This is a genomic window from Aestuariispira ectoiniformans (assembly GCF_025136295.1).
In the GTDB taxonomy this organism is placed as follows: domain Bacteria; phylum Pseudomonadota; class Alphaproteobacteria; order UBA8366; family Aestuariispiraceae; genus Aestuariispira_A; species Aestuariispira_A ectoiniformans.
The window spans coordinates 2,234,965-2,259,639 of record NZ_CP062788.1; the positions used below are offsets into that span (position 1 = coordinate 2,234,965).

The window sequence follows — 24,675 nt, forward strand, 5'->3', positions numbered from 1 at the left end:
TATGACGAATGTCGTTTTGCGTAACATTGCCATTTTGGCCACCGGAGCGTTCATCGTCGGCTGCTCTGGGAATATCCCGCAGGCAGAGAAGACATACACGGCCGCCTTGAGTGCAAAAGAGGAAGCCCAGCTGCGCAGCAAGGGGGTATTCCTAAGCGATGCGGAATCACGAAAGCTGGATGAAATAGAGCGCAGGAAGCTTGCGAAAGCGATAGACCTTCGGGTTTTAGGGAGTGCTTCGCAGCCACAGACACCGCTGGCAGGCTTCGGATTTACCGCCGGTACCCAAAACAGCTTTGTCATCTACCGTGACGGCAGTCTCCATGTATTCACCCCGGTGGGAGAAGAAACGCAATTCGAAGCAGTTGCGGGGCGGCTTGACAGGGCGTTTGCGGATTCCGGACGGATTGTCGCGGCCAGTCCACGCGGCACGATGTTGGTTCTGGAGAAGTCCGACCTGTCCCAGCAAACGGTCCTCCGACCGCAAACCAGCACGTTCCATCAGGTTCGCCTCTTTGATGTTGCAACGGTACCCGGCACGCCTTACCTGGCGGCGGCGGCAGAGGGGCGACGTCTTGAGATATGGGATATGACATCGGGGGAACTCGTCGAGGCCGCGGAATTTGAGACCGTGCAACCGCGAAGCCTGCTTCAAGGCTGTCCGATGGATGAAATGGTCTTTGGGACGAATGAGGGGCAGGTTCGCCAATGGAGTAAAGGCGGCGGCAGCAAGGTTCTCTACAGCCATGACGGCCCGGTTCTGGACGTTGCCGAAGATACAAAGCATCACCTGCTTATTTCGGCGGCGAAGGATGGAACGGTTATCTTCTATGATCGGGAAAAGGGCTCGATTGTAAAACGGATTGAATTCGACGCCGCCGTGTACAAGGTGCATGTCTCTCCGGATCAGCGATATGCCGTCGTCGTACCGTCTTTGGGGAAACCTTATCGCATTGACCTGGACAGTCTGGATGAAACATCCCTGGCCCTGAAGTCAGGGAACAGCATCACCAAAGGCCGTTTCCTCCATGATGGAGCGTGGTTCATTGCCCAACAGGGAGGCAATGGGCTCTATATCTGGGATATGCGATCGGGTGCAGCCATTGCCGATATCAAACGTGAACATAGCGGTGGCATTCTCGACTTTGCCGTTTCGGACAGGCTGGGGCTGTTGGTTCTCGCCACGCCTGACAACAAAATCTCATACTGGGACATGAACAAGCGGGGGTATGTTTCCAGCCCGATCCAGGTTGATGAAGATATTCTCGGCGTGGCGTTGAATGATCGGGGTGACCGGGCCATAGCGGCTTTGGCCAACGGCCAGATGCTGAGCTGGAAAGTGCATGACGGCGTAACAAAATCTTTGGTGCTGAGTAAAGATGACTTTTCCGGTTGATCAAATTCTGGATCTGTGTCCCGGCCCGGACCAGGGGTTCGGTGTTGTGGATGAGGCACTTCAGGACGACCTGGATCGCATTGACGGGGAGTTGATGAAGCGCGGCACTCTGGGTGGTGACGGCATTGACTGGAAATTGCTTCGCGAGGATGCGGGTAAGGTCCTGAGGCGTTGTTGCCACCTCAAGGCGTTTCAGGCGGCCGGGATTGCCCTGTCACAGGAGCCGTCGCCGGGTGATCTTACGTCCGCATTGCGTCTGTGCGAATCTTTGTTTGGCGGTATGTGGCCTGACCTGCATCCCCAGGGCCGAAAGGCGGCGCGGCTTCGTGATGCCTGGGCGGCGGAAATCGTGCAGTCCCTTGCGCGGACCGTGTCATATGTCTGGGCGGCTGAACGGAAACTGCCGGAAGGGGCGGCCTCGCGGATTGACCAATTGATCGCGAAGCTGCAGGAGGCCCAACTCGACGCGGACATGCTACTGGAGGCGGTGAAAAAGACCAAATCCTCACCGCCTGCAGAGGCTGAATACGAACCGGCGGCAAAATCACATCCTGGCGGACCGGCGACTGGTACCCCGGGAGAGCGAGGCCAGACGTCACGAGGATTGGACGCGCGCGGACGTGCGGCGTTACGGCAGGATATTCGTGCCGTCGCGGATCGCATAAGCCAGTTCGACCCGCAGGCGGATGTTGCATATCTGATGCGTGGATATGCTGCTTGGCTGGAACATAGGTCTCTGCCGGAAAGTGACAACGGCACAGTGCCTCAAATGTCTATGCCGGCTTTTGTCGTTGAAGAACACCAGACGGCGGCAAAGGATCCGAGTGACGGATCACTACTGCGGATCGAAGATAGGCTTTATATGAGCCCCGACTGGTTCGAAGGCCAGAAAATTGCAGCGGAAATGGCAGAATGCCTCGGCTATCAGGATATTGCAAAAGCCATTCGGCAACGCACGGCCCGTCGGCTTGATGCTCTTCCCGGTCTGAAGAACCTGTCCTACGCTAATGAGCGTCCATATGTTTCGCGTTCAATCGCTGATTGGGTGGAAAAGGAACAGGCGGATACGCTGCCGGATGAGGGTGGTAAGCCGGATGAAGGCAATAACGAGGAGACCCTCGAGGATATAATCCGCGAGGTGAATGAAGCCCTGGCCGCCAGTCGTTGTGGCCGGGAAACGGCTCTTGCCAAGCTCGACCTCGCGCGTGCGCTGCGTGCCAATGATCTTGATGCCCATGCAAATCTCTTGATCGAAGAAATACTTCGGGAATTCGAGACGGCCAGTCTTCCCGATTGGGACAAGGCGCTACTCGCCGATGTGAACATGGAGAAGAAGGGTAAAGCTCGAAGGTGATTTGACGTTTGTCAGGCGGAAATCCGCCTGCGCGGGCGGAAATCCGCCTGAAATCAAATTTTTAAAATATAGTGATGACTGTGAAATTTTTAAAGAAAACAATAGCTTAAGGTGAAATAGGAAAAAGATGCTCGATACGCATTTTCTTTGAGATTCTGCACAGGGGCTTCTGCGAAGGTTTTCCCATCGCCAATGAAACGGCAATGGTTTTGACTAATTTTGAGGAACAATCTCTATGCCAGTCCAAGCATATATTTCGATCGAGGGTGAAACGCAGGGTCTTATCTCTCAGGGTGCGACCACCTTTGACAGTGTTACCAACGAGTGGCAGGCCGGACACGAGGACGAAATCCTTGTCCATGCCTTCGATCATGCTGTGGTCACGCCGCGTGATCCGCAATCCGGCAACCCGACCGGCACGCGTATTCATCAGCCGTTTAAATTCACCACGTCCCTGAATAAGGCCGTGCCGCTGATGTATAACTCGCTGGTCACCGGTGAACTGCTGCCGAAGGTCATCCTTAACTGGTATCGTGTTCAGGCTTCCGAACAGGTGAACTTCTTCAGAACCGAACTGGAAGAGGCCCTGATTGTCGACATCAATTGTGCCATGCCGCATGTGAAGAATGTCGACAGCAAGGATTACACCCAGCTTGTAGACGTGAAAATGACCTACCGGAAAATCATCTGGGAGCATGTTGTTGCTGGGACCTCCGGGTCCGACGACTGGCGTGCGCCGGTTCAGTCCTGATCCGGACTGGAATAGACAAGACATTAGGGATGCTTCCGCATTCCTGTGCCGGGCCCTCAATCGGGCCCGGCCAATGTCTTGTTTGATACCGTGAGTGGTAATTGAGGGGAGGATTGGAGAAAGATTATGTCTCAAAAGCCCATTGCCCGCCTGAACGACCAGCATAGCTGCCCTGTCAAAGGACATGGAACGACACCAATCGTTCAGGTTGCCGGCAGATCGACATGTGACGGTCGTCCGGTTGCCACAATCGGCGACAAAACAGGATGTGGGGCGACGATTATACAAGGGTCGTCAGTTGCGAAAGTGGACGGCAGGCCGGTGGCTTATCTTGGCTGTTCCACCGATCACGGTGGGCGGATCATCAGTGCTTCGGCAACGCAGAAGGTGGAGCCTTAGGGAGGCACGATCGCAGGGGCGGGTATGCCTCTTGGGGAAGCGACGGAAGCAGAGCGCAGATGAGAAACTACACACCAACTGTTGAGGACCTTGCCTGGCTGGCGGAAAACCGGCCGGAGAAGTTCTCCAGTGCAACTCAAACGCTGCGCTCGCTCGGGCATGCGGTGGCGCATGGTGACGATACGCCGGCTAGGGAAGTCCAGAAACTGACCGTGGATGCGCAATATGGCGATTATTTGGGCAATGGCGGTGAGGCCCTGACGGAAAGCCCGATCCCCGCAGAGCCGACAGAGGATGCAGTGCGCCATGACCCCGTTTTCGGTGCGGCCTGTGTTGAATGCGGCAGCGGGACGCCCTGTTGCCTTAAAACACTGACATTGTCCTGCAAGCATGATCACAATGCGCCCCGGAAACTGACTATTCCGGCGGATGACCCGAAGAAGCCCGCGGTCCTGGCCGTTGTTGCCGATCACAAGGATACCGGCGGATATCTATACGAGCAGATTAACGCCAGCCTGGGACATGAGAGTAAGGCCGAATGCAGGAGCACGGGCCTGAAGCTTCGGCTGACCGGCCCGGGGGTTGAGGAAATAGGCCCTGCGGAGGCGTTTGAATGCAAGCTGCCCTTCCATATTGCAGATGATGAAGAAGATAGGTCCAATCTGGAAAAGCTCGGCCTTGTGATGGATACCTTCGTCTGGGATGACCCGCAGAAGTCGGCGACTATATATGACCTGTCTCCCGCTGATGTCTGTGTGCCTTTCAACGGCTTCAACAGCAAAATTCATCTTTATCCGCCGATGTCCGTACAGGCGGAAAATCTGGGGCTGACGCTTTCCGGGCGCTACAACACCAACAATGATTTCAAGTTTACCGCAGCTTTTTCCGGCTCCCTGGCTGCGGAATACGGGTCGCGGAAATATGAGATCGGGGCCAAGGTAGAAACCGACAGTCATGACAAGAACCGGTCGAAATCCGCAGTACCCTTCCTGGACGGTATCCTGAAGGCGTTGAGTTCGATCAGTTCCGGCGAGACAAAAGGCAGGTCGGGCGGGAAGGCCAATAGCGGGGAGGTCATCGAGACCTATTCCTATATTGAGGTGAGCCATGTTCAGCATCTGAAAAACTGGACATATACGCTGGCCGAAAGTCCCGGTGACTACAGCCGTGTCGGTATTGAAGGGAATATCACTCTCGGCTTCGACCCTTTCCTGAAAGTTAAGCTCTACCTCGACGTCTTGGATGCGCTTTTGATTGCGGCCAATGGCGTCGCACCGGCCCTGGCACAAGCCATTCGCCAAGCCCGTGAACTGGGCGCGAAAGGCTTCAGGAACAAAGACAAGACCCTTGAGTTTACTGCGGGGGCCGCAGTCTTCATCAAGGGAGAAGGCGATCTCGGAACGGGAACCATCACACTGTCCCGCAAACCCGACCAGGACGACTGGGAGGCCACCGGCCACTGTGGCGGCAGCGTCGCCCTGACCCTTGGCGTAGAGATCAAGGGGAAGGCGAAGGTTTATGTTGTCGAGGGCACGTTGGATATGAATGGGCATGCAACGAGCAAATTGTTGCTGGATATGGCTGCAATTTCAAAATCTGAGCGACAGGCGCTTGAAAAGTTGAAACTGAAGTTGTCTTGGGGAGGTATTAAACTTCAGTACAAAGCAAATATGAAGGGTCAGGTGAAATTAGGAAGGGTTAAAGGGAGTGTAGGTGAAGACTATGCAGGAACGCTATCGGTTTTGGACAAAGATATCCTCGGTAAAGACGGGGTTCTGTATGAGCGCAAGATATGAAATCGGCATTCTTTTTGGAATTTTTGTGATTCTAGCGTCAGGAGTGAGCGCTGTGGGCAGCGAGGTTGATATCAAGGGTTATTGGATCGGCATGGATTTCGAGACCAAGCAGGCCGAGCTAATTCCTTACTTTCATGATGAGCCTCCATATGGGGTAGATAACCCGTTGGGCGGAAAAGGAGGGCAGGCCTCCAATCTCAACGCCAACAACAGTTTTCTGCAGGGAAGCACGCCGGTCGGGATACAGTTCCGGTTTCTGCCTGATCCTAATGCAGACTTGGAGCCACAGGTCCGTGTTCGTTTCCACTATTGGCCGGAGGATGAATGGGTCACGGCCTTCGAGGAGACGTCAACCGGCTATGCCACGGATATAACCTTCACCCGTGAGACTGACGAGGAGGGTCATGAAATTGTCCGGGTCGCGGAAGATATTCAGGGGCAGCCCTGGTTGACTGCGACGCCTCTTCGGAAGGTCGACGGACCCGAGGGGTGGCATAGCTATGCCCTGGAATTGAATTCCGACTTTAGTTTTCCGGAGCGGCAATGGACCACCGGCCAAAAGCTAGAAAATAACAAGAAAACTCAACAAGCCATCGAGGCGGAATTCCAAAAAGCATACGACATATTCGCGCAGAAAGACCCCGACAAGCTGTTCGCTTACTACAAGGCAAATATGGAAAATGACGGGGCCGTATACGGAGATAGCGCGAAAGAGTGGTTTAATGACTCATTGTCGGAGTTTGTGAGCCCAGACTACGACTATGAGCCCTTTGATGCCTCGAAATCCGAATTGCGTATTTTCGGTGATGGGCGGTTAGCGACACTGCATCCCTCGCCAATTCGTATCGTCAGCGACAAGTATAAGCAGTGGTATTCACCAATGCTCTATTTCTGGAAGGACGCCGACGGCAATTGGCATCCGCGGGATTAGGGAAATGTCGGTTTCTGGGCATATGGGGGATATGATGGTGTGCAGTCGTAAAGCAGGGGTTTTCTTGGCTGTCCTGGTCGGACTTGCCGGGAATGCCTGTGCCGGAGACAAGGTGAGCCTTGATGGCTACTGGATTGGCATGGATTTTGGCGTCAAACAGGCCGAACTGATCCCATACTATCAAGATAAGCCGCCTTATGGGATTGGCCGACCTCTCGGAGGGCAAGGAGGATTAAGCAGCAATATAAATGCGAACAACAGCTTTGTTCCAGGCACTACGTCCGTCAAATTGCAGTTCCGGTTCTTGCCTGACCCTGACGTGGATCTGGTGCCGCAGGTCCGGGTTCGTTTCCACTATTGGCCAGAGGATGAATGGGTCACGGCCTTCGAGGAGACGTCAACCGGCTATGCCACGGATATAACCTTCACCCGTGAGACTGACGAGGAGGGTCATGAAATTGTCCGGGTCGCGGAAGATATTCAGGGGCAGCCCTGGTTGACGGCGACGCCGGTGCGGAAGGTTGACGGACCGGACGGCTGGTACAGCTATGCGCTGGACCTGAAGTCTGATTTTGACTTTCCTGAGCGGGAATGGACCACAGGGCAGCAATTGGACGACAACGCCAAAACCCGTAAGGCTGTCGAGGCGGAATTTCGGAGAGCCTATGATATCTTCGCGCAGAAAGACCCGGACAAGACCTTCCAGTTTTATAAGCCTCAAATGATTAAAGACGGCGCTTCCTATGGAGATGACGCGCGGGAATGGTTCGATGACATATATATCCAATTGGTGCATGAAAGTGTGGAGTATCAGCCCTATGATGCGTCCGAGTCGGAGCTTATGATCCTTGGTGATGGCCGTCTTGCGACCCTGCATCCTTCTCCCATTCAGATCAAAATAAAAACGGGGCAGATTTTCACACCATTCCTCTATTTCTGGAAGGACGCGGATGGTAAATGGCATCCCCGTGATTGACAGTTGGATGTTTTCTTTGGGTGATTTCTTGTGTAAGTAGCGTGAGCGGTATCTTGGTACAGCAATTCAATCCTTACCGGACAGAGTGTTTCAATGAGTGGCTATACTCCAACAGTTGAAGATTTGGCGTGGCTGGCGGAAAACCAGCCTGACCACTTTTCCAGTGCAACCCAGACCCTGCGGTCGCTTGGCAATGCCGTTGCACAGGGAAATGGGGCCGCAGGTCAGGTCATTCAGGAGCAGACCGTTGCGGCGCATTACCGCGACTTCTTGCAAAATGGCGGGCAGGCGCTGGATGAGAGCCCGGTTCCGGTTGGGACGGAGGAAGTCTCTCCCGGTCACGACCCCGGTTTTGGCAATGCCTGTCCCGAATGTGAAAGTGCAACCCCTTGCATTACAAAAGTCGTCGTTAAATGCCATGACGGTTCCAATACAAGGGTTACGTTGCAGGGCGGAAACGAACTGGAGGAAACGGGCGGTAAAATCTATTTTGTTGCCGACCATTTCGAAACCGGTGAAGCCAGCTTTGAAAACTATCTTCGCGGAACGCGCATGCTGGATTCTGCGTCGGTCGATGTGACTGTGGCCGGTAGTTGCTATCACGATGCCCACCTCGTTTCCTGGACCATGGGCTCTGAGGATCAGCGAATTCCACCGGCCACGACCACGGGGAACATAGCCTTTGTTCCGGCGACTAACCCACGGCCCACCTTGTTGAATACGGATGTTTTTGGCGATGAACAGGCGGCCTTTGAGGCGGTGGCTGTCGCGCTTGATATCCTGATCAACCGCGCGGTGATGGTGAAGGAAGAACAGTTCACCATCATGCCCTGCTGCGACAACAGCTTCACCTTCACCTCGGTGACGGTCCCATCACTCCGCTTCAACGGGCATGTGACTTTATGCCCGCCGACTGAGGATAACCGGCCTGTCGGGCGGCGAGAGGGGCGGCAACTCGCCCGGGAACAGGGGATGAGTAACAATGTCCAGCAGGTGACGGAGGAGACTTCGTGGAAAATTGATGCCGGGCTGACCATCGTCAATGGCAACAATACCAAGGAAGTCAGTCTTGGTTCCTACAGCCGGTCGACTACGCGTTATGACAGCAAGGCGTCCCTGCGCCGTCGGGAGAACAGTCAATCGACGGTCGATCGAATCGTCAATGCCTTGAAAGGTGGCAGTAAACGGTTGGCGGGAAACCTGTCCGGCGAGGCGGAACAAGGAAGGGTCTTTGATTCTTATTTCATCGGACCTGCCCTGACTCTTGAGCTCGGTACTGAGCAGGTGGAGGAACAGGGTGGGCCTGGTCTGATCTGGCGTCTGATGGCGGGATTGTCGATCGACTACACGATGGGGCTTCATGTCGATATATACGAAGCTCTGAAACGGGCTGCCCGTCGGCATCCGGCTGGAATGGCGCTGGTTGAATTTCTTGAGGATGCGGAGAGTGGCCGGAATTTCGTCGTCGGCGACTACAAAGTCAATCCAATGCTCTATCTGAATTTCAGCCTGCATATAGGTTCTCAGCCAACGGAAGATGGCGTCGGTAACGCCAATCTGGCGGCCACCTATGATTTCATGGCGGATCAACTGGACGCAACCGGACATATCACGGGCACGCTGGCGGCAGAGGCTGCCGGCGGGGTGATGGGGCATTTCGATACCATATTTACGGATAAAACCGTATTCAAATACCTTGCACGTGTCAGAACCTCCGGCGGCGTAAAGGTTCTCACGAAGGATAATAAATGGGGCTATGAACTGTTCCATACAGGAGCTGTGCTTGAAGTCGTGAGTGTGAAGAAGGTGAGTTCGGCCGACAATTCACGTCAGGCGAAGCAAGGCGGTGAAACACGTAATTCCTATGCCGTGCGATCCGAGGTGAGCGGCGGCTGGGAAGTAGACCGAAGCCAGAGCAACAGCTACCGCCTTGCGGAAGCTTGGACCGGAGAATTTACGGAGTTCTGATGCGTTATAAAATTTCTATTATTTCAATTGCCGTTGTCGCCATCGGAGCGTGGGCCCTTATAGCTACGGCTGGAGCAGAGCAGGAAATGGATACGAATTACATTTTTGGCATACGTTGGGAAGTGAATGATATGCCGTCTCGGATTAGGGTGAATGGCATGCCGCTATCGTTTAGCGGGCGTCCAAGGACTATGGATGCACGCTTGCCAGTCTCTCAATATACAAAATCCGGGCGAAATGAGATGTCCCTGACAAGCTGGTTGCCGGAATATGATGAGACTCACGAACTTGCGTTGTCGATGCTGTATTGGAAACCGGGTTGGAATCCAAATACTGAGGCGAAAACCGCGTTCCGCGTCGTGGTGCACCCTGGTCAGGATGATCGAGAGCCTGCCGTTGAGTATGAGGAGGGTAATCCGGAACTCCCCCTGCAGCCTGTGGTCGATAGTGCACGCTGGATCGTGCATAAGGATTATGACGAATTGGTCGTTTCTTTTGAAAACCGCCAGGCAACACCGGAATGGTGCTGGCAGAAGGGCGAGGTCCTTAAAGACGACAAGGCCACCCGCGATAGCCTGACCAAAGCCTATCGCAAAATTCATAACCTTTTGAAAATGGGCGACAACGATCAGTTGATGGACGATTGGTGGGCGACCATGATCCGGGAAAATGCCGAAGCCTATGGTGAGCCGGAAGGCTATGTGCGCCATCGCGCCGGCTTTCAGGTTTTCATGGACAAACCGGATGTTTTTCAACTGGATCCGCTTCCAAACGAACCGATGAAGCTCAACCTGGCTGCTGACAATCGTGTCGCTTGGCTGATAACCGAAGGTGCGGCCGAGCCATTGGCATTTAGTCACGTCCAGGAGGCCGACCGGGCGAGTTTTATCCAGTCATTTTTCATCCGTCAGGACGGCGAATGGATCGTCTGTCGTTAGACGATGTTCGGGGGGATTGCAAAAATGTCGCTACGTCTTTTGTCTTTCGCGGCTGCTGTGATGGTTGGTTTTTTCGTGTTGTCTGCCAATGCTACGGCTGGAGCAGAGCAGGAAATGGATACAAATTACATCTTTGGCGTGCGTTGGGAAGTCAATGGTATGCCTTATTTAGTCTCAATGAATGGTATGCCTCTTACTGTTAACGGCGGCTATCCAAACGTTGATACTCGACTTCCTGCATCTCAATTTGTGGCCGCAGGAACTAACAGGCTTGCTCTGTCCAGCTGGATGCAAAGTTACAAGGAAGAGCACGAATTGGCTGTGTCGATGCTGTATTGGGAGCCGGGTTGGAATCCAAATACTGAGGCGAAAACCGCGTTCCGCGTCGTGGTGCACCCTGGTCAGGATGATCGAGAGCCTGCCATTGAGTATGAGGAGGGTAATCCGGAAAGTCCTCTGCAGCCTGTGGTCGATAGTGCGCGCTGGGTTGTGCATAAGGACTATGACGAATTGGTTGTTTCTTTTGAGAACCGGCAGGCGACACCAGAATGGTGCTGGCAGAAGGGGGAGGTCCTTAAAGACGACAAGGCCACCCGCGATAGCTTGACCAAAGCCTACCGCAATATCCATGACCTTTTGGAGGCGGGTGACAATGATCGCCTGATGGATGACTGGTGGGCAACCATGGTTCGGGAGAATGCCGAAGCCTATGGCGAGCCGGAGGGGTATGTTCGCCATCGCGCCGGCTTCCAGGTTTTCATGGGTAAACCGGATGTCTTTCAGTTGGCGCCGTTTCCGGTGGAACCGATGAAACTTAACCTCGCGGCAGATAACAGGGTGGCTTGGTTGACCACAAAAGGCGTAACGAAACCCCTGAAATTCAATCACGTGCAAGAAGAGGACGTCTCGAGCCAAATACAGTCCTTCTTCATTCGCCGTGATGGCGAATGGGTCGTCTGCCGTTAGGTTGATATGAGAACAGCCGTAATGATGCATCGTTTTCAAACTTTCGCCGCTGCTGCGACAATTGGTTTGTTCATGCCCTTTGTCATGGCCGAAGCGGAGCAGGAAATGGATACGAATTACATTTTTGGCATACGTTGGGAAGTGAACGATATGCCGTCTCGGATTAGGGTGAATGGTATGCCGCTATCGTTTAGCGGGCGTCCAAGGACTATGGATGCACGCTTGCCAGTCTCTCAATATACAAAATCCGGGCGAAATGAGGTGTCCCTGACAAGCTGGTTGCCGGAATATGATGAGACTCACGAACTTGCTTTGTCGATGCTGTATTGGAAACCGGGTTGGAATCCAAATACTGAGGCGAAAACCGCGTTCCGCGTCGTGGTGCACCCTGGTCAGGATGATGGAGAGCCTGCCGTTGAGTATGAGGAGGGTAATCCGGAACTCCCCCTGCAGCCTGTGGTCGATAGTGCACGCTGGATCGTGCATAAGGATTATGACGAATTGGTCGTTTCTTTTGAAAACCGCCAGGCAACACCGGAATGGTGCTGGCAGAAGGGCGAGGTCCTTAAAGACGACAAGGCCACCCGCGATAGCTTGACCAAAGCCTACCGCAATATCCATGACCTTTTGGAGGCGGGTGACAATGATCGCCTGATGGATGACTGGTGGGCAACCATGGTTCGGGAGAATGCCGAAGCCTATGGCGAGCCGGAGGGGTATGTTCGCCATCGCGCCGGCTTCCAGGTTTTCATGGGTAAACCGGATGTCTTCCAGTTGGCGCCGTTTCCGGTGGAACCGATGAAGCTCAACCTGGCTGCTGACAATCGCGTGGCTTGGCTGACCACGAAAGGCGTCACTAAGCCTTTAAAATTCAACCATGTTCAGGAAGAAAACGTTTCGAGCCAAATACAGTCCTTCTTCATCCGCCGTGATGGCGAATGGATCGTCTGCCGTTAGGTGTATTGGGGGGAACAATGCTTTTCCGGATTCTGTCATTTGTGGCTGTTACGATGGGGGCCGCTATGCTGGTTACCTCGTCGCCCGCCATGGCGGAGGCAGAGGTGAGGACGGACTATGTCTTCGGGCTGAAATGGGATCTGGAGGGGGTGAGGCATAAGTTGGCCCTCCAGGACATGGCGCTTCATTGGACCAGTGCGAACGAGTTGCTTTATCCCGGCTTTTGGGACCTGGGGTATAACCGCAATAAAGGACAGCGGCTCGTTTCTCATTTTCTCAAGGCGGGGGAAAATGAGTTAAGTATCTTTGTGGTTCCGGCGGATGCCCATGAAAAGAGCAAACTCGTCGTCTCATTGATGTATTGGAAAAAGCAGGAAGGGCTTGACCTAGCCAAGGGCGGGCTTCCCGCTTTTCGGATATCCCTGGCTCCGGGCCAACGCGGCCAGCCTTACAAGCTGATTTACGATCCGCAGGACATAGCCAATCCGATCGACCTCGACCATAAGAAAATCCATTGGGTATCCCACAAAGACAGTGGCTATGAAGAGTTGGTCATTCCCTTCATCAATAAACAGGAAATGCCGGAATGGTGTTGGCAAAAAGGGGAGCCCCTGACCGGGGACGACGGAACTGCCGAGAGCCTGAAAGCCGCCTATAGGGAGATGCACAAACTGCTGGAGGCTCGTAACAACAGACGTCTGATGGATGAATGGTATCCGACCCTGTTGGATGAACTGGCCAGCCTGAATATTCTTCCCAGATGGCGTTTTGAAAAATTGGCTGGCTTTGACCCCATATTCCGCCAACCGGAGAGATTTGATCTTGAGCCATTTCTGAGGGACGAAAACCTTCAACTGCGTATCGGAGGAAATGGGCGATACGCCTCGCTCCTCGGTGGGGCGGACATATACCAGTCCCCGCTGGCATATGCCGAATTTGCGCAAAAGGACATCCTCGTGGGCTACACCCTGATCAATCCCTATTTCATTCGGCAGAACGGCGAGTGGAAATTATGCCGTGTATCTTGAGCGGGGTGAGGGGGATACCGATGGTTATGACAATCCGCCCTTTGGGGCCAGGCCCAACTATGGGGGCCGGAACGTACAAGACTTATAGGCGAATTCGCAGGAGGCCTTCAGTATGAAAGATGTGGAAACGGACGAGATGTTCTCCGGTCAGGCACAGCGCGTGTTGGGGCAGGATCAGGACCTTGCCTTCGCCTTTTCGGGGGCTGTCGGCGACTTGCGGGTTGTGGGGTTCACTGCGTCTGAAAGTATCAATGAGCCTTTCGAAGTGCAGGTCGATCTGGCCTCCGATGACGCGGATATCGAATTGCAGGGCTTGATGGATGAACCGGCCTGTGTCGGGATTTACAACAAATATGATGAGCCGCGATTCCTTCATGGAATCGTGACCGAGGCAGAACGCGGCGATAGTGGTACGCGCAGGACTTTCTATAAGGTAACCCTGCGCCCAACCCTGTCCCGGCTTGACCATGGGTCGGACAGCCGCATCTGGCAGGCGAAAACCGTTCCTGAGATCGTGGCGGAGGTTTTTGACCAATATACTATCACGAATGTGGAATGGCGGCTGGAAGAAGACCACGGCGTGCGGGAATACTGTACACAGTATCGTGAAACGCATCGTGCCTTTGTGGAGCGTCTACTGGCGGAAGAGGGCATTTTTTACTTCTTTGAGCACAGCCGTAGCGGTCACAAGATGATTCTGACCGACACACCTCTTACAACGCCGGTTCTGCAACATGCGGCAGAGATCCAGTATAACTCCCGTTCAGGAGGGCAAAGCCGGAGCAGTTGGGTAAGTGCCTTCTCCCAGCGGGAGCGTTTGCGGTCGACGGCATATGAACTAAACGACTACACCTTTAAAAACCCGCCGGCTAATCAACGTCGAAATCATGTCGGGCAGGAAAAGGGCGGCCAGGACGGCAATTATGCGCTTTACGATTATCCGGGACGCTATAAGGACCCCAGCGTTGGCGATCCCTTCACCAAGTTCAGGATCGAAAGTGTGCGTGCAGATGCTACTACCGGGCAGGGGGTGACCAACAATATCCATTTAAGCCCCGGCTATCATTTTGAACTCAAAGGGCATGATGTTGAGCGGGTCAACGGTCGTCACCGGGTGCTGAGTGTTTCCCATAGTGGCGCGCAATCGGCTGCTTTGGAGGAAGATTCCGGCGGTGGTGAAACGCGGTATTCCGCATCCTTCACGACAATGCCGGGCCACTTGCCATACAGACCCCCGCTGGCCCGCAAGCCATTGGTGGATGGACCACAGATCGCTATTGTCACGGGGCCGGCCAGTGAGGAAATCTATTGCGATGAATATGGCCGGGTAAAGGTCTGGTTCCCTTGGGACCGCTACGGTCAGAAAAACGAACTTTCGTCCTGCTGGATCAGGGTGAGTCAGAATTGGGCTGGCGGCACCTGGGGGCATATGGCTGTGCCGCGTATCGGGCATGAAGTGATTGTTGATTATCTTGAGGGCGATCCGGATCAGCCGATTGTCACGGGCCGTACCTATAATGCGGTCAACCGCCCGCCGATGTCACTGCCCGAACATAAGACCCGCACCACCATCAAATCCCAGACCCATAAAGGAGAGGGGTTCAACGAACTGACCTTCGAAGATGAGGCGGATCAGGAATTCATTTATATGCACGCCCAGAAGAATATGGAGCTGCATGTCGTGAACTCGAGGAAAAAGCGGGTCGATTATGATGACACGGCGACGATCGGCAACAATTCCTATCTCGCCGTTGCAAAGGACCGGGTCGAAAAGATCGACAACAATATGGACCTGACTGTCACCAAGAACCTGACTGAAAAGGTTGATGGTGAGCGGGGACTGACCGTCGGTGGGGCATATATGACCAAGTCCGGCGGTGATTTGACGTTCAAGTCGGATGGCGAAATTGTCCTGGATGCCAGCAAGATCACGCTTGTCTCCGGCGGAACCGCGGTTGTGGTGTCCGGAGGAAGCGTCGATGTCGCGCCCGTGCTTAACGTGGGGGCTGCGTCTCCCGGCGCGGCTGCCGTCCCGGCCATTCCGGCGGTGCTTGAGGCGGCGGCTGGCAGCGGCAGTCCCTTTGTTTCTCACTGTCCAAAAGATGTGCAGGCTAAGTGATGTCCGAGGCACCCTGGATTGGAACATGCCATGTCCGGGCCTTGTCACCGGACGCACGTGTCTGGAAGGTTGAGGCGGATGAAGCGACAGCAAGTGTCGTTGTTCTTGCCACGGGCCGTGAGGCTTTCGAGGTCACGTTGACCAAAGCATTGCAGGATTTGGGACTTGCGCTGGTCTGGCTGGAAGAGGTCGAGCCTCTGCTACAGCATTTTGCGCGTGCGGGCATGTCTCAAAGCCTCGCCGCACTGGCGCGGCAGGCCAATCCTATGCGCCCGGTCGTCTTTGGTGAGATGCGACCGCATGTTGATATGGAGGAACTGGACGCCGCGCTGACAGAGGCGACGTCTGATGCCGGTCATACCGCCATGACGGAAATCGACTGGGACATTCTGTTCACGCCGGACGCCCCACCGCTTTGGGCAGTCGTCGATGGCGTGAATTGCAGGGAGATTCAAGACCGCCTGCGGCAGGATAATCCGCCTCATGCCTGCCTGTACTCAACAGTTGATCCGGCAAGTCAGGCATTGGCTCCCTGGCTCGTCCGCCTCGATCGTGACAGCCCCTTTCTCGATTGGCTGCGGGCAATTCCACAGGACAGACACTGGGGGATTCTCTTGCAATCCGGCGCATCAATGAAAGAGCTCCGCGCCCATTTTCGGAAATTCACCATGTTGTGGACACCGGCAAGCCAGGGCGCGCCGGTCTATTTCCGCTTTTATGATCCTCGTGTGCTGGCAGATATGGCGGCGACGCTGGAGCCATGGAAAATGCACCGCTTTTTCCGGCCGGTCAAAAGCATGATCGCGCCCTTGAGCCCGTTTTTCCTTCAGTCGGCCGATGTGGACCTGACGGAGCCGGTTGATCCTTTTGCACCCGAGGGAAGCCTCGACGGCAGGTTGATCCGTATTGAGATGCTGGAGGACTGGGGGGCGCCGGTTTCAAGTGCGGTAGGGTTTCGCATTGATCCTCCTGAATTTGAAAAATTCTCCTGCCTATACAATGAAAAAGCCGTACTGGGGCTGGCACGGGATCTGGCCTCGGATTTTCCGGATATCGGTCACGACGCACTGCTGAACGCTGTCAGGGTGGGTGAGGCAAAGGCGAGCGCATTTGGAATGTCGTCTCGGAACCAGGTTTCGACCATGGTCAGTATGATTCTCGAATTCGGTGAAGCCTTTCCATCGGGGTATCCGGAAGCAGAGACGATTTTGTTTGATGAACAAACGCCTGGCTGGCGCAAACGCGACCAGCTCGTTGCGTGGAGACCGCGCGGCAGAATTCGAGCAAAATTAATGCGAGACGGAGAGGATGACGGCCAGACCATCGGTCGCTGGATTGAGCGGAAAAAGCTGAATGAAGCGCTGTGCCCTAAGGATGGCAGTAGCGCTGTTGGCGGGGAGGCGTGACACATTGAGGTGCACAGTCCCAGCATACAAACGGTTATGACGAGGATTTTTCCATTTCGACCGAAAATGCGATGCAGATGGCATTGCTGACGAAACCAACGTTACGCAGATCGTTAATCCACTGGGCGGTATGATCAAACTGATTGAGGAAGGCTGGTTCCAGAAACATATCGCCGACCTTGCCTATGAAACCGCGTTGCGTAAATAATCCGGCGAAAAACCCGTGATTGGTGTGAACCGCTATATGACTGATGAGGGCGGTGTGAAAATCGAAATCCATCCATATGATGCCACGACCGCCGAACGTCAGATTGCCCGCACCCGTGGCGTGCGGGCTAATCGGAACGAAACCCGCGTGCAAACGTTGCTGGACGAACTTGTCGATACGGTAAGGGATGAGAGTGCCAATCTGATGCCAGTGACAATAGAGCTGGTCAAACAAGGGGCAACCATGGGCGACATCGTGGGAAAGCTAAAGGGGCTCTGGGGGGTGTACAGGGAGAAGCCGGTCTTCTGACCTGACTATGAAAAATCATCCTGGAAAAAGGCCCCGTTCGTGAGAATGGGGCCTTTGGCTTCGGCTAATGCAGGATCTGGCTGAGGAAGAGGCGGGTTCGTTGATGCTGTGGATGATTGAAGAAGGCATCAGGTGTATTTTCTTCGATCACCTCTCCTGCATCCATGAAGATAACCCGGTCGGCAACCTGACGGGCGAAACCCATCTCATGGGTTACGCAGATCATTGTCATGCCGTCCTGGGCAAGATCGACCATGGTTTCGAGGACCTCGCCGATCATCTCCGGGTCCAGGGCGGATGTTGGCTCGTCGAACAGAATGATCCTGGGACGCATGCATAAAGATCGTGCGATCGCGACGCGCTGTTGCTGGCCGCCGGATAGTTGGCCCGGGTATTTGTTTGCCTGATCGGGGATGCGAACCCGCTGCAGGTAATGCATGGCTACTTCTTCGGCCTGGCGGCGGCTTTGCTTGCGAACCAGCATTGGCGCGAGGGTGCAGTTCTCCAGGATCGTAAGATGTGGGAATAGGTTGAAATGCTGGAAAACCATGCCGACGTCCCGGCGGATTTCGTCGATATTTTTCAAGTCTCCCGTCAATTCGATATTGTCGACGATAATTTGCCCACGGTCGTGTTTTTCAAGGTGATTGATGCAACGTATCAACGTGGATTTTCCTGATCCGGACGGGCCGCAGATAACGATGCGTTGGCCGTCGGTCACATCCATATTGATGCCCTTCAATGCCTGAAAAGCCCCGAAATGCTTTTCAAGCCCGCGAATAGAGATCAGTGCATTGGATTCTTGCTGTTGCATGTCACTCACTCCCGGAGCTGTTACGCAGGACATGAAAGGCTTTTTCAAGGTCTCTGATCAGGTCTTCCGGGGCCTCCAAGCCGCCGTGAAAACGGATAACGGGGTTTTCAAGCCTGTCGGACGGATAATGGCGTGCTGGTTTGGGGTATACCGGTACGACCAGGCTTTCATAGCCGCCCCAGCTTGATCCGATACGGAAGAGCTGGAGGCTGTCGATCAATCGGGGAAGACGGGTGGCATAATGCTTGTGGAAGGCAACCCCGAATAATCCACTGGCACCGCTAAAATCCCGCATCCAGATCGCGTGACCGCTGTCGTCCTTCCAGGCAGGTGACAGAATACGGCAGACTTCCGGTTGTTGTGCCAGCCAGGTCATCAGGATTTGTGCGTTTTCCTGGTGGCGGGCCATGCGAATGTCGAGGCTGCGCATGCCGCGATGAACGAGATAACAGTCGTCGGGGCTGGCCATATGTCCATTGCTGCCTGCCGTCTTCTTGAGTTGTTCAAAAAGGGGCCGGTTATTTGCCGAAATAGAACCCAGCATGACGTCCGAGTGGCCGGACAGATATTTGGTGCCCGACTGAATGGAAATATCCACGCCTTCACGAAGTGGTTTATAGAAAAGTGGAGTTGCCCAGGTATTGTCGATGGCAGTCAGAAGCCCGTGTTTGTGGGCCAGCGTCACAATCCGCGGAACATCAATCATCTCGAATGTCTGGGATCCAGGACTCTCCAGGAAGATCAGTTTGCTTGTCGGTTTGATCATCGCTTCCAGGCGATCCAGTTGATCGGGGGCGAAATAGGAAATCTCGACACCGAAGCGTGTCAGTATTTCCTCACAATAGTTCCTTGTCTGGCCATAGACAGTATCGGCCACGATGATATGGTCGCCTGCCCCGACGAAGGCCCCAAGTGCGCAGGCAATGGCGGCTGTTCCTGATCCGGTAATGACCGTGCCCGTGCCTCCTTCCAGATGGCTGATGGCGTCGGCCAGGGCCTGGGTGGTCGGGGTGCCGTAAAGGCCATACATAACGCCATCGAAAAATCGGGATCGCCGGTCCACATAACTGTCCATATCGTCATAGATAATGGTCGATGCACGATAGATCGGTGGGTTCAGGACACCTTGCTGCCGGGATGGGGCCGGGCCGCTATGCAGCAAATAGGTGGCATCGCTGAAATCTCCGGGTTGGCTTGTGGCGTTATCAGTCGAAGCGGATTGTCTCACGTCTTTCATTTTTCTTATCCTTAGTGACATTCACGATTGTTGATTTTCCGTTCCAGCATCTGGCTGCCCCAAGACAGGGACAAACAGATCAGGAAGAACAACAGGCCGGTAAACAGGAAGGCCTCTTTGTAAAAAATTCGCCATTCGGGCTCCGCGAGGGCGGTTTTCGTCGCATGCAGCAAATCGAAAATGCCGACGATCAGAACCAGGGTGGTGTTCTTCACCTCACTGATGAAGGTGTTGACCATCGCGGGGATGGACACACGCAAGGCCTGTGGCAGGATCACCTTTCGCATGGACTGCCAATAGGTCAGGCCCAAGGCGGAGGCTCCTTCATATTGACCTTTGGGAACTGCCTGAAGACCGCCGCGCACGACTTCGGCCATATAGGCAGCGGCAAAAAGGATCAGGCCGGTCTGGACGCGAAGGAAATTGTCGATTGTCAGAGATTGCGGCATGAATAACGGGAACATGACGGCTGCCATGAACAGGACGCTGATCAATGGGACGCCACGGATGATTTCGATATAGGTGGTGCACAGGAGACGGACGATCCTCAGGTCGGAAATGCGCCCCAGGGCCAATAGAATGCCAATAGGCAACCCGACCAATATGGCCAGCACCGCAAGGATCAGAGTTACCGGGAGACCGCCCCAAAGTGATGTGGGGACAGAGGAAAGACCCAAAACGCCGCCGCCCATCAGTAGAAGCATGGCACCGATAACCGCCAGCCAGCCGATGAATAGGGCAGGACGCCAAAATCGTTGATAAAAGCTGACGCAGGTCAGGACGAGGAACAAGGAAACCGCGAGGGACGGTCGCCATTGTTCCTCATAGGGGTAGGTGCCAAACAAAATGAAGGAATACTTTTCGGCGATGAATGCCCAGCAGGCACCGGTCGCTTCCCTGCAGGCCTGAGCGCCACCGTTGATGCTGCTGGACAGTACTGCCCAGTCGAGGATTACCCAAAGCCCCCAGATAACCATTACCGCCAGGAGGACCGACAGCAGGCTGTTGATCGGATTGGAAAAGAAGTTGTGCTTCAGCCAGGCCAGGATGCCGGACCGTGTTAGCAGGTCAAACCGTTTGCCTTGTGGCAGTTTGGCGATGTTGCCGCCAACCGGGCCGAACCGGGCAACGCGTGTATTATACCAATTCATAAACGCGGCGATTGACAGGCTGATGCTAAGGTAGACGACCATAATAACCGCCACGCCTTCGATGGCTTGGCCCGTCTGGTTGATTGATGTGTCAATCACCGAGACCAAATCGGGATAACCGACAACGATTGCAAGTGAACTGTTCTTGACCGTGTTGAGATACCAGCTTGTAACCGGAGGTACAGCAATGCGCAGTGCCTGGGGCAGGATGATCTTGCGCATCGCCTGGAAACTGGAAAGGCCCAGGGACGCGGCGGCCTCCCGTTGACCCTTGGGGACCGAGAGTATCCCGGCGCGTACGATTTCCGCGATATAGGCCGATGTATAGACAGACAAACCGACAACCAGAGCGAAGAACTCGGGCGTGATCGTGCCGCCGCCGACGAAGTTGAAGCCTTTCAGAACAGGGATATCGAGAACAGGACCAAAGGCCGTCCATTCGGACAAGGTTGGAAAGAAGATACCTCGATTGGACAGGAAGACCATATCGCCAAGGTTCACGGCCATCCTGTTGGCTGGTAGGGCTTCTGTGATCAGGGCATACCAGACAAACAATTGGAGCAGGAGGGGAACGTTGCGGATAACCTCGACATAAACGGCGGTGAGACGCTTCAGTATCCAGTTGGTGGATAGGCGGGCGATGCCAACGCCTATGCCCAGCAAGGTCGAGAAAACAATGGCAAATGCCGATACTTTCAAAGTATTCAGCAGCCCGATCAGTATGGCCTTGCCATAGCTGGAGCTTGGCGTGAAGGGAAGGGCGGTCTCGCCAATTCGGAAACCGGCAGCTTCGGTAAGGAAGTCAAAGCCGGTCTGGATATTGCGACTTTCGAGGTTGTGCAGGGTATTGGATATCAGGATGGCGGCAACAGCGACCACTAGGGCCAAAAGGCCAAGCTGCATTACTGTCGCGCGCAAGTGGGGATTGTAAACAAGGGATCTGAGGCTCATGGCAAAATGTCTCAATCAAGGCAACGGGGGATGCCGCCTTATGGGGCGGCATCCGTGATGATTGGGAAGGGATTAGCGGATCGGCAGGGGATACATCAGGCCGCCGTCCCGGTAGAGGTTGTTCGCCCCTCGCTCAATACCGAGTGGCTTGATATGCTTTGCATAAAGTTCACCGTAATTCCCGACGGCCTTGATGGCGCGGTAGGACCATTCCTCATCCAGTCCCAGGGCCTTGCCCATGCCGGGTTTCACGCCGGTGATACGCTGTATCGTGGCATTGTCTGAGGACTTCATCTTGTCGATATTTGCTGCAGTTACGCCCAATTCCTCTGCGGCCAACAGGTTATTCAGCAACCATTTATTGATATCGAACCATTGATCGTCGTCACTACGGACGGTTGCCCCCAGTGGTTCCTTGGAAATGCGTTCAGGCAATACGACATAGTCGTCGGGATCAGGCGCATCTGACAGGCGGATGGATGTCAGCGCAGAGGCATCGGTTGTGTAGGCGTCACATCGGTCGGAGAAGAAAGCGGTGGTGGCTTCCTTGGTACCTTCGAACACTACGGGCGTATAGGTCATGCCGTTTCGTTCGAAATATTCCGATAATGTGAGTTCCGCAGTCGTGCCCTGTTTCACGCAGATCGTGGCGCCATCCAGTTCCTTTGCGCTGCTGATACCCAACTCTTTACGCACAAGGAAACTTTGCCCGTCATAAAACATGACGCCGGTAAAATTCAGCCCGAGGCTGGAATCCCGGCTCAGCGTCACGGTGGTGGTGCGGGAAAGCACGTCAACCTCTCCGGACTGCAATACGGTGAAGCGCTGCTTCGATGTGACAGGTACGAATTCGACTTTGTTTGCGTCGCCCAGGGTGGCCGCTGCCAGCGCCCGGCAGTAATCCACGAACAGGCCGGACCATTTCCCCTGGCTGTCTGGCAAGGACATTCCAGCCAGGCCGGTATGGACCGCACAGCGTACCATCCCGCGGTCTTTGATGATGTCCAAGGTGGAGGCCAGCGCGGCCTTACCCCCCACAACGGAGAGCACGAGCATGGTCGTTGCGATGCAATAGGTCAGGGTGGATTTTTTCTTCATAACACTCCCCATATCTTTTCTATTCTGCCGCGCGGCGATTTGTGGCGCGGATGAGGGGAGGATTCTTGGCATGGGCCTTATCATAAAGTAAAATACAATTATAAGCTAAACCAATTCATTTTTGTTATGAGATATTAAATGAACCTCAAACAGATCGACGCCTTTCGGGCTGTGATGTTCAACGGTTCCGTAACGCGGGCCGCGGAAAGCCTGAATGTTTCACAACCCGCTGTGACACGATTGATACGCGATCTTGAGTATTCAGTGGGCTTCCCCTTGTTTGAACGAAGCCGGGGGTCGGGAATTGTTCCGACACCGGACGCGGAAATGCTGCTGGTGGAGGTCGAAAAAACCTTTGCCGGGCTGGACTTGCTACGCAGGAAGGCGGCTGATATTCGCGACCTGCGGGGTGGCCAGTTGCGCATTGCCTGCCTGCCGGCGCTTGCCATGGGGTTCGTACCCAAGGTGATCCAGCGGTTTCGTATGGATTATCCTGAAACGTCAATCCAACTTCAGGTGCGCAGTTCGTCCACCGTCCGCCAGTGGGTGGCCAACCGTCAGTTTGAGATGGGATTGGCGCGTCCGGCGCCCGAAGTGCCGGGCGTGAGGATCGAACCCTTTTGTACGGTCAATGGTGTCTGTGTCCTGCCGCCGGGCCATCGCCTGAGTGACCGCGATTCCATAGCGCCCCGTGACCTGGAAGGCGAGAATTTCATTTCGTTAGCGATGGAAGATATGACCCGGCAACGCATAGACCGCTTTTTCGACGAGGCGGGGGTGAGCCGGAACGAAGTAGTAGAGACGCAATATGCAGCAACCATTTGCGGCCTCGTTCTGGAGGGGATTGGCGTTTCCATTGTCAGTCCCTTTGTAGCCCGTGACTTTGAGGCGCGCGGAGTGGTCGTCAAACCATTCGAGGCAGAATTGATTTTTGACTATTTCCTGTTCTTGCCGTCAGGTCGACCGCTGTCGCGCACGGCAGAAATCTTCCTGCGTAAAATGGAGGAACAATTGGCGGCAGACCGCTATTTAACCCAATGACAGGGCCGAATTCTGTCGGTGAGGTTCAGGCTGTTTCCACCTCGTGGGCGGCGGCAAGCTCTGCCATGCTGTTGAAACGGAAATTGTAGTTTGGCATCTCGCCGGGGTCCATGGTTGCCCCAAAACCGTCCTGGTCAAAACGCCGGTAAATCCAACAGGATGCAAGACCGCAGCGATTGGCCGGGGCGTGATCGTGGAACATGCTTTCTGCCGTATGCAATATCTGCTCTTTTGTCACGCCAATCGTCGCCAGTTTTTCCAGCATATAGTCGAAATTCCGCGTCGAGGGTTTATAGGATCCGACATCTTCGGCTGTATAGACCGCATCGAATGTCACACCGAGTTTTTCGTTGCTCGCGGCAAAGCTTTCATTGTCAACATTGGACAGAATGACCAGCTTGAAATGTTTTTTCAGATACCCCAGGGCTTTGGCGCTGTCCGGGAAGGCCGGCCAGTTCTTTACGGACTGACCATAGGCGACACATTCTTGCCAGGACACCGGAACCCTCCACTCCTCTGCCAAGCGGCGGTAAACGATGGCGAGAAGTTCTCGGTAGGGTTTGCCCGGTGTCTGGGATTGTTGGGATGATTCATGGCGGGCGTGGGCTTCAAGGATTGCATTTCGGGACAAGGGGGCCTCGACCCTCGACGTGAGCGGCGTCAAGCCTTGCACCATGCCTGATTCCCAATCAATTAGCGTGCCGTAGCAATCGAAAGTAAGGGCCTTGAAATCGGATACCCTCATTACCGGAAATCCTCAATTGAATAGAAATTGAAGCTTATATTCTATATAGAGATTTTTCAAATTTATTTCTCTTTATAGTAGAATGTTTCTTTGCGTAGAGGCAGCCCAAATCCGTAGCCATTTTGTTGACGGAAAT

At 54.4% G+C, this 24,675-nt stretch carries 21 protein-coding genes and 1 pseudogene; 16 read left to right on the top strand and 6 right to left on the bottom strand.

What is annotated here, in order from left to right:
* Nucleotide 1: 1 nt before the first annotated feature.
* From IF205_RS10650 to IF205_RS10715, 14 genes are all read left to right on the top strand, one after another.
* Nucleotides 2–1,396 carry a WD40 repeat domain-containing protein gene (locus tag IF205_RS10650; protein ID WP_259779349.1) on the top strand — a complete coding sequence of 465 codons (1,395 nt, stop codon included), beginning with the start codon at nt 2–4 and terminating at the stop codon, nt 1,394–1,396.
* Nucleotides 1,380–2,750 (top strand): type VI secretion system domain-containing protein, encoded by a 1,371-nt coding sequence (locus IF205_RS10655; protein ID WP_259779350.1) that lies wholly within the window; start codon nt 1,380–1,382, stop codon nt 2,748–2,750. The genes IF205_RS10650 and IF205_RS10655 overlap by 17 nt, the downstream gene beginning before the upstream one ends.
* 235 nt (nt 2,751–2,985) lie before the next feature.
* Nucleotides 2,986–3,501, top strand: coding sequence for an Hcp family type VI secretion system effector (locus tag IF205_RS10660; protein ID WP_259779351.1), 516 nt, complete (start codon nt 2,986–2,988; stop codon nt 3,499–3,501).
* Nucleotides 3,502–3,627: 126 nt separating this feature from the next.
* Nucleotides 3,628–3,900: a PAAR domain-containing protein gene (locus IF205_RS10665; protein WP_259779352.1), complete on the top strand. Its 273-nt coding sequence runs from the start codon at nt 3,628–3,630 to the stop codon at nt 3,898–3,900.
* Between the two features lie 59 nt (nt 3,901–3,959).
* The gene (locus IF205_RS10670) at nt 3,960–5,696 is read left to right on the top strand and encodes a hypothetical protein (RefSeq protein WP_259779353.1); all 1,737 of its coding nucleotides are present in this window, start codon (nt 3,960–3,962) and stop codon (nt 5,694–5,696) included.
* The gene (locus tag IF205_RS10675; RefSeq protein ID WP_259779354.1) at nt 5,680–6,627 is read left to right on the top strand and encodes a hypothetical protein; all 948 of its coding nucleotides are present in this window, start codon (nt 5,680–5,682) and stop codon (nt 6,625–6,627) included. Before IF205_RS10670 ends, IF205_RS10675 begins: the two co-directional genes overlap by 17 nt.
* 4 nt (nt 6,628–6,631) lie before the next feature.
* Nucleotides 6,632–7,603 (top strand): hypothetical protein, encoded by a 972-nt coding sequence (locus IF205_RS10680; protein ID WP_259779355.1) that lies wholly within the window; start codon nt 6,632–6,634, stop codon nt 7,601–7,603.
* A 93-nt stretch (nt 7,604–7,696) separates the two neighbouring features.
* Nucleotides 7,697–9,571 carry a hypothetical protein gene (locus IF205_RS10685; RefSeq protein WP_259779356.1) on the top strand — a complete coding sequence of 625 codons (1,875 nt, stop codon included), beginning with the start codon at nt 7,697–7,699 and terminating at the stop codon, nt 9,569–9,571.
* On the top strand, nt 9,571–10,509 hold the full coding sequence (locus IF205_RS10690) for a hypothetical protein (RefSeq protein ID WP_259779357.1): 939 nt from the start codon (nt 9,571–9,573) through the stop codon (nt 10,507–10,509). The genes IF205_RS10685 and IF205_RS10690 overlap by 1 nt, the downstream gene beginning before the upstream one ends.
* A 24-nt stretch (nt 10,510–10,533) precedes the next feature.
* Nucleotides 10,534–11,475, top strand: coding sequence for a hypothetical protein (locus IF205_RS10695; protein ID WP_259779358.1), 942 nt, complete (start codon nt 10,534–10,536; stop codon nt 11,473–11,475).
* Nucleotides 11,476–11,496: 21 nt separating this feature from the next.
* Nucleotides 11,497–12,432: a hypothetical protein gene (locus tag IF205_RS10700; RefSeq protein WP_259779359.1), complete on the top strand. Its 936-nt coding sequence runs from the start codon at nt 11,497–11,499 to the stop codon at nt 12,430–12,432.
* A 17-nt stretch (nt 12,433–12,449) separates the two neighbouring features.
* A complete protein-coding gene (locus IF205_RS10705) occupies nt 12,450–13,460 on the top strand; it encodes a hypothetical protein (RefSeq protein WP_259779360.1) in 1,011 nt (336 codons plus the stop codon).
* A 112-nt stretch (nt 13,461–13,572) separates the two neighbouring features.
* Nucleotides 13,573–15,579 carry a type VI secretion system Vgr family protein gene (locus IF205_RS10710; RefSeq protein ID WP_259779361.1) on the top strand — a complete coding sequence of 669 codons (2,007 nt, stop codon included), beginning with the start codon at nt 13,573–13,575 and terminating at the stop codon, nt 15,577–15,579.
* On the top strand, nt 15,579–16,985 hold the full coding sequence (locus IF205_RS10715; RefSeq protein WP_259779362.1) for a DUF4123 domain-containing protein: 1,407 nt from the start codon (nt 15,579–15,581) through the stop codon (nt 16,983–16,985). The genes IF205_RS10710 and IF205_RS10715 overlap by 1 nt, the downstream gene beginning before the upstream one ends.
* Before the next feature lie 34 nt (nt 16,986–17,019).
* Here the strand turns inward: IF205_RS10715 and IF205_RS10720 are convergent, their stop codons facing one another.
* Complete coding sequence (locus IF205_RS10720; protein WP_259779363.1) at nt 17,020–17,154, bottom strand: hypothetical protein; 135 nt, start codon at nt 17,152–17,154, stop codon at nt 17,020–17,022.
* A 51-nt stretch (nt 17,155–17,205) separates the two neighbouring features.
* Between IF205_RS10720 and IF205_RS10725 the strand changes: the two are divergent.
* Nucleotides 17,206–17,502, top strand: a pseudogene (locus IF205_RS10725) (methylmalonyl-CoA mutase family protein); the annotation flags it as partial.
* A 64-nt stretch (nt 17,503–17,566) separates the two neighbouring features.
* On the opposite strand, the gene IF205_RS10730 reads toward IF205_RS10725, so the two are convergent.
* The 4 genes from IF205_RS10730 to IF205_RS10745 form a co-directional block, all read right to left on the bottom strand.
* The gene (locus IF205_RS10730; RefSeq protein WP_311195685.1) at nt 17,567–18,316 is read right to left on the bottom strand and encodes an amino acid ABC transporter ATP-binding protein; all 750 of its coding nucleotides are present in this window, start codon (nt 18,314–18,316) and stop codon (nt 17,567–17,569) included.
* Between the two features lies 1 nt (nt 18,317).
* On the bottom strand, nt 18,318–19,553 hold the full coding sequence (gene metC / locus IF205_RS10735) for a cystathionine beta-lyase (RefSeq protein WP_259779365.1): 1,236 nt from the start codon (nt 19,551–19,553) through the stop codon (nt 18,318–18,320).
* Nucleotides 19,554–19,564: 11 nt separating this feature from the next.
* Nucleotides 19,565–21,655 carry an ABC transporter permease subunit gene (locus tag IF205_RS10740; protein ID WP_259779366.1) on the bottom strand — a complete coding sequence of 697 codons (2,091 nt, stop codon included), beginning with the start codon at nt 21,653–21,655 and terminating at the stop codon, nt 19,565–19,567.
* A gap of 72 nt (nt 21,656–21,727) precedes the next feature.
* Nucleotides 21,728–22,753: an amino acid ABC transporter substrate-binding protein gene (locus tag IF205_RS10745; protein ID WP_259779367.1), complete on the bottom strand. Its 1,026-nt coding sequence runs from the start codon at nt 22,751–22,753 to the stop codon at nt 21,728–21,730.
* Nucleotides 22,754–22,891: 138 nt separating this feature from the next.
* Here IF205_RS10745 and IF205_RS10750 point away from each other — a divergent pair, with 138 nt between their 5' ends.
* Complete coding sequence (locus IF205_RS10750) at nt 22,892–23,794, top strand: LysR substrate-binding domain-containing protein (RefSeq protein WP_259779368.1); 903 nt, start codon at nt 22,892–22,894, stop codon at nt 23,792–23,794.
* A gap of 25 nt (nt 23,795–23,819) precedes the next feature.
* Here IF205_RS10750 and IF205_RS10755 read toward each other — a convergent pair whose 3' ends face one another.
* Nucleotides 23,820–24,539 carry a haloacid dehalogenase type II gene (locus IF205_RS10755; protein WP_259779369.1) on the bottom strand — a complete coding sequence of 240 codons (720 nt, stop codon included), beginning with the start codon at nt 24,537–24,539 and terminating at the stop codon, nt 23,820–23,822.
* Nucleotides 24,540–24,675: the final 136 nt, after the last annotated feature.

What these genes read in the sequence shown, in the direction of transcription:
- IF205_RS10730 (WP_311195685.1), bottom strand. Translation starts at nt 18,316, where the DNA reads ATGCAACAGCAAGAATCCAATGCACTGATCTCTATTCGCGGGCTTGAA.
- IF205_RS10705 (WP_259779360.1), top strand. Translation starts at nt 12,450, where the DNA reads ATGCTTTTCCGGATTCTGTCATTTGTGGCTGTTACGATGGGGGCCGCT.
- IF205_RS10680 (WP_259779355.1), top strand. Translation starts at nt 6,632, where the DNA reads ATGTCGGTTTCTGGGCATATGGGGGATATGATGGTGTGCAGTCGTAAA.
- IF205_RS10650 (WP_259779349.1), top strand. Translation starts at nt 2, where the DNA reads ATGACGAATGTCGTTTTGCGTAACATTGCCATTTTGGCCACCGGAGCG.
- IF205_RS10655 (WP_259779350.1), top strand. Translation starts at nt 1,380, where the DNA reads ATGACTTTTCCGGTTGATCAAATTCTGGATCTGTGTCCCGGCCCGGAC.
- IF205_RS10750 (WP_259779368.1), top strand. Translation starts at nt 22,892, where the DNA reads ATGAACCTCAAACAGATCGACGCCTTTCGGGCTGTGATGTTCAACGGT.
- IF205_RS10685 (WP_259779356.1), top strand. Translation starts at nt 7,697, where the DNA reads ATGAGTGGCTATACTCCAACAGTTGAAGATTTGGCGTGGCTGGCGGAA.
- IF205_RS10720 (WP_259779363.1), bottom strand. Translation starts at nt 17,154, where the DNA reads ATGTTTCTGGAACCAGCCTTCCTCAATCAGTTTGATCATACCGCCCAG.
- IF205_RS10665 (WP_259779352.1), top strand. Translation starts at nt 3,628, where the DNA reads ATGTCTCAAAAGCCCATTGCCCGCCTGAACGACCAGCATAGCTGCCCT.
- IF205_RS10700 (WP_259779359.1), top strand. Translation starts at nt 11,497, where the DNA reads ATGATGCATCGTTTTCAAACTTTCGCCGCTGCTGCGACAATTGGTTTG.
- IF205_RS10675 (WP_259779354.1), top strand. Translation starts at nt 5,680, where the DNA reads ATGAGCGCAAGATATGAAATCGGCATTCTTTTTGGAATTTTTGTGATT.
- IF205_RS10695 (WP_259779358.1), top strand. Translation starts at nt 10,534, where the DNA reads ATGTCGCTACGTCTTTTGTCTTTCGCGGCTGCTGTGATGGTTGGTTTT.
- metC (WP_259779365.1), bottom strand. Translation starts at nt 19,553, where the DNA reads ATGAAAGACGTGAGACAATCCGCTTCGACTGATAACGCCACAAGCCAA.
- IF205_RS10660 (WP_259779351.1), top strand. Translation starts at nt 2,986, where the DNA reads ATGCCAGTCCAAGCATATATTTCGATCGAGGGTGAAACGCAGGGTCTT.
- IF205_RS10755 (WP_259779369.1), bottom strand. Translation starts at nt 24,539, where the DNA reads ATGAGGGTATCCGATTTCAAGGCCCTTACTTTCGATTGCTACGGCACG.
- IF205_RS10745 (WP_259779367.1), bottom strand. Translation starts at nt 22,753, where the DNA reads ATGAAGAAAAAATCCACCCTGACCTATTGCATCGCAACGACCATGCTC.
- IF205_RS10710 (WP_259779361.1), top strand. Translation starts at nt 13,573, where the DNA reads ATGAAAGATGTGGAAACGGACGAGATGTTCTCCGGTCAGGCACAGCGC.
- IF205_RS10740 (WP_259779366.1), bottom strand. Translation starts at nt 21,655, where the DNA reads ATGAGCCTCAGATCCCTTGTTTACAATCCCCACTTGCGCGCGACAGTA.
- IF205_RS10715 (WP_259779362.1), top strand. Translation starts at nt 15,579, where the DNA reads ATGTCCGAGGCACCCTGGATTGGAACATGCCATGTCCGGGCCTTGTCA.
- IF205_RS10690 (WP_259779357.1), top strand. Translation starts at nt 9,571, where the DNA reads ATGCGTTATAAAATTTCTATTATTTCAATTGCCGTTGTCGCCATCGGA.
- IF205_RS10670 (WP_259779353.1), top strand. Translation starts at nt 3,960, where the DNA reads ATGAGAAACTACACACCAACTGTTGAGGACCTTGCCTGGCTGGCGGAA.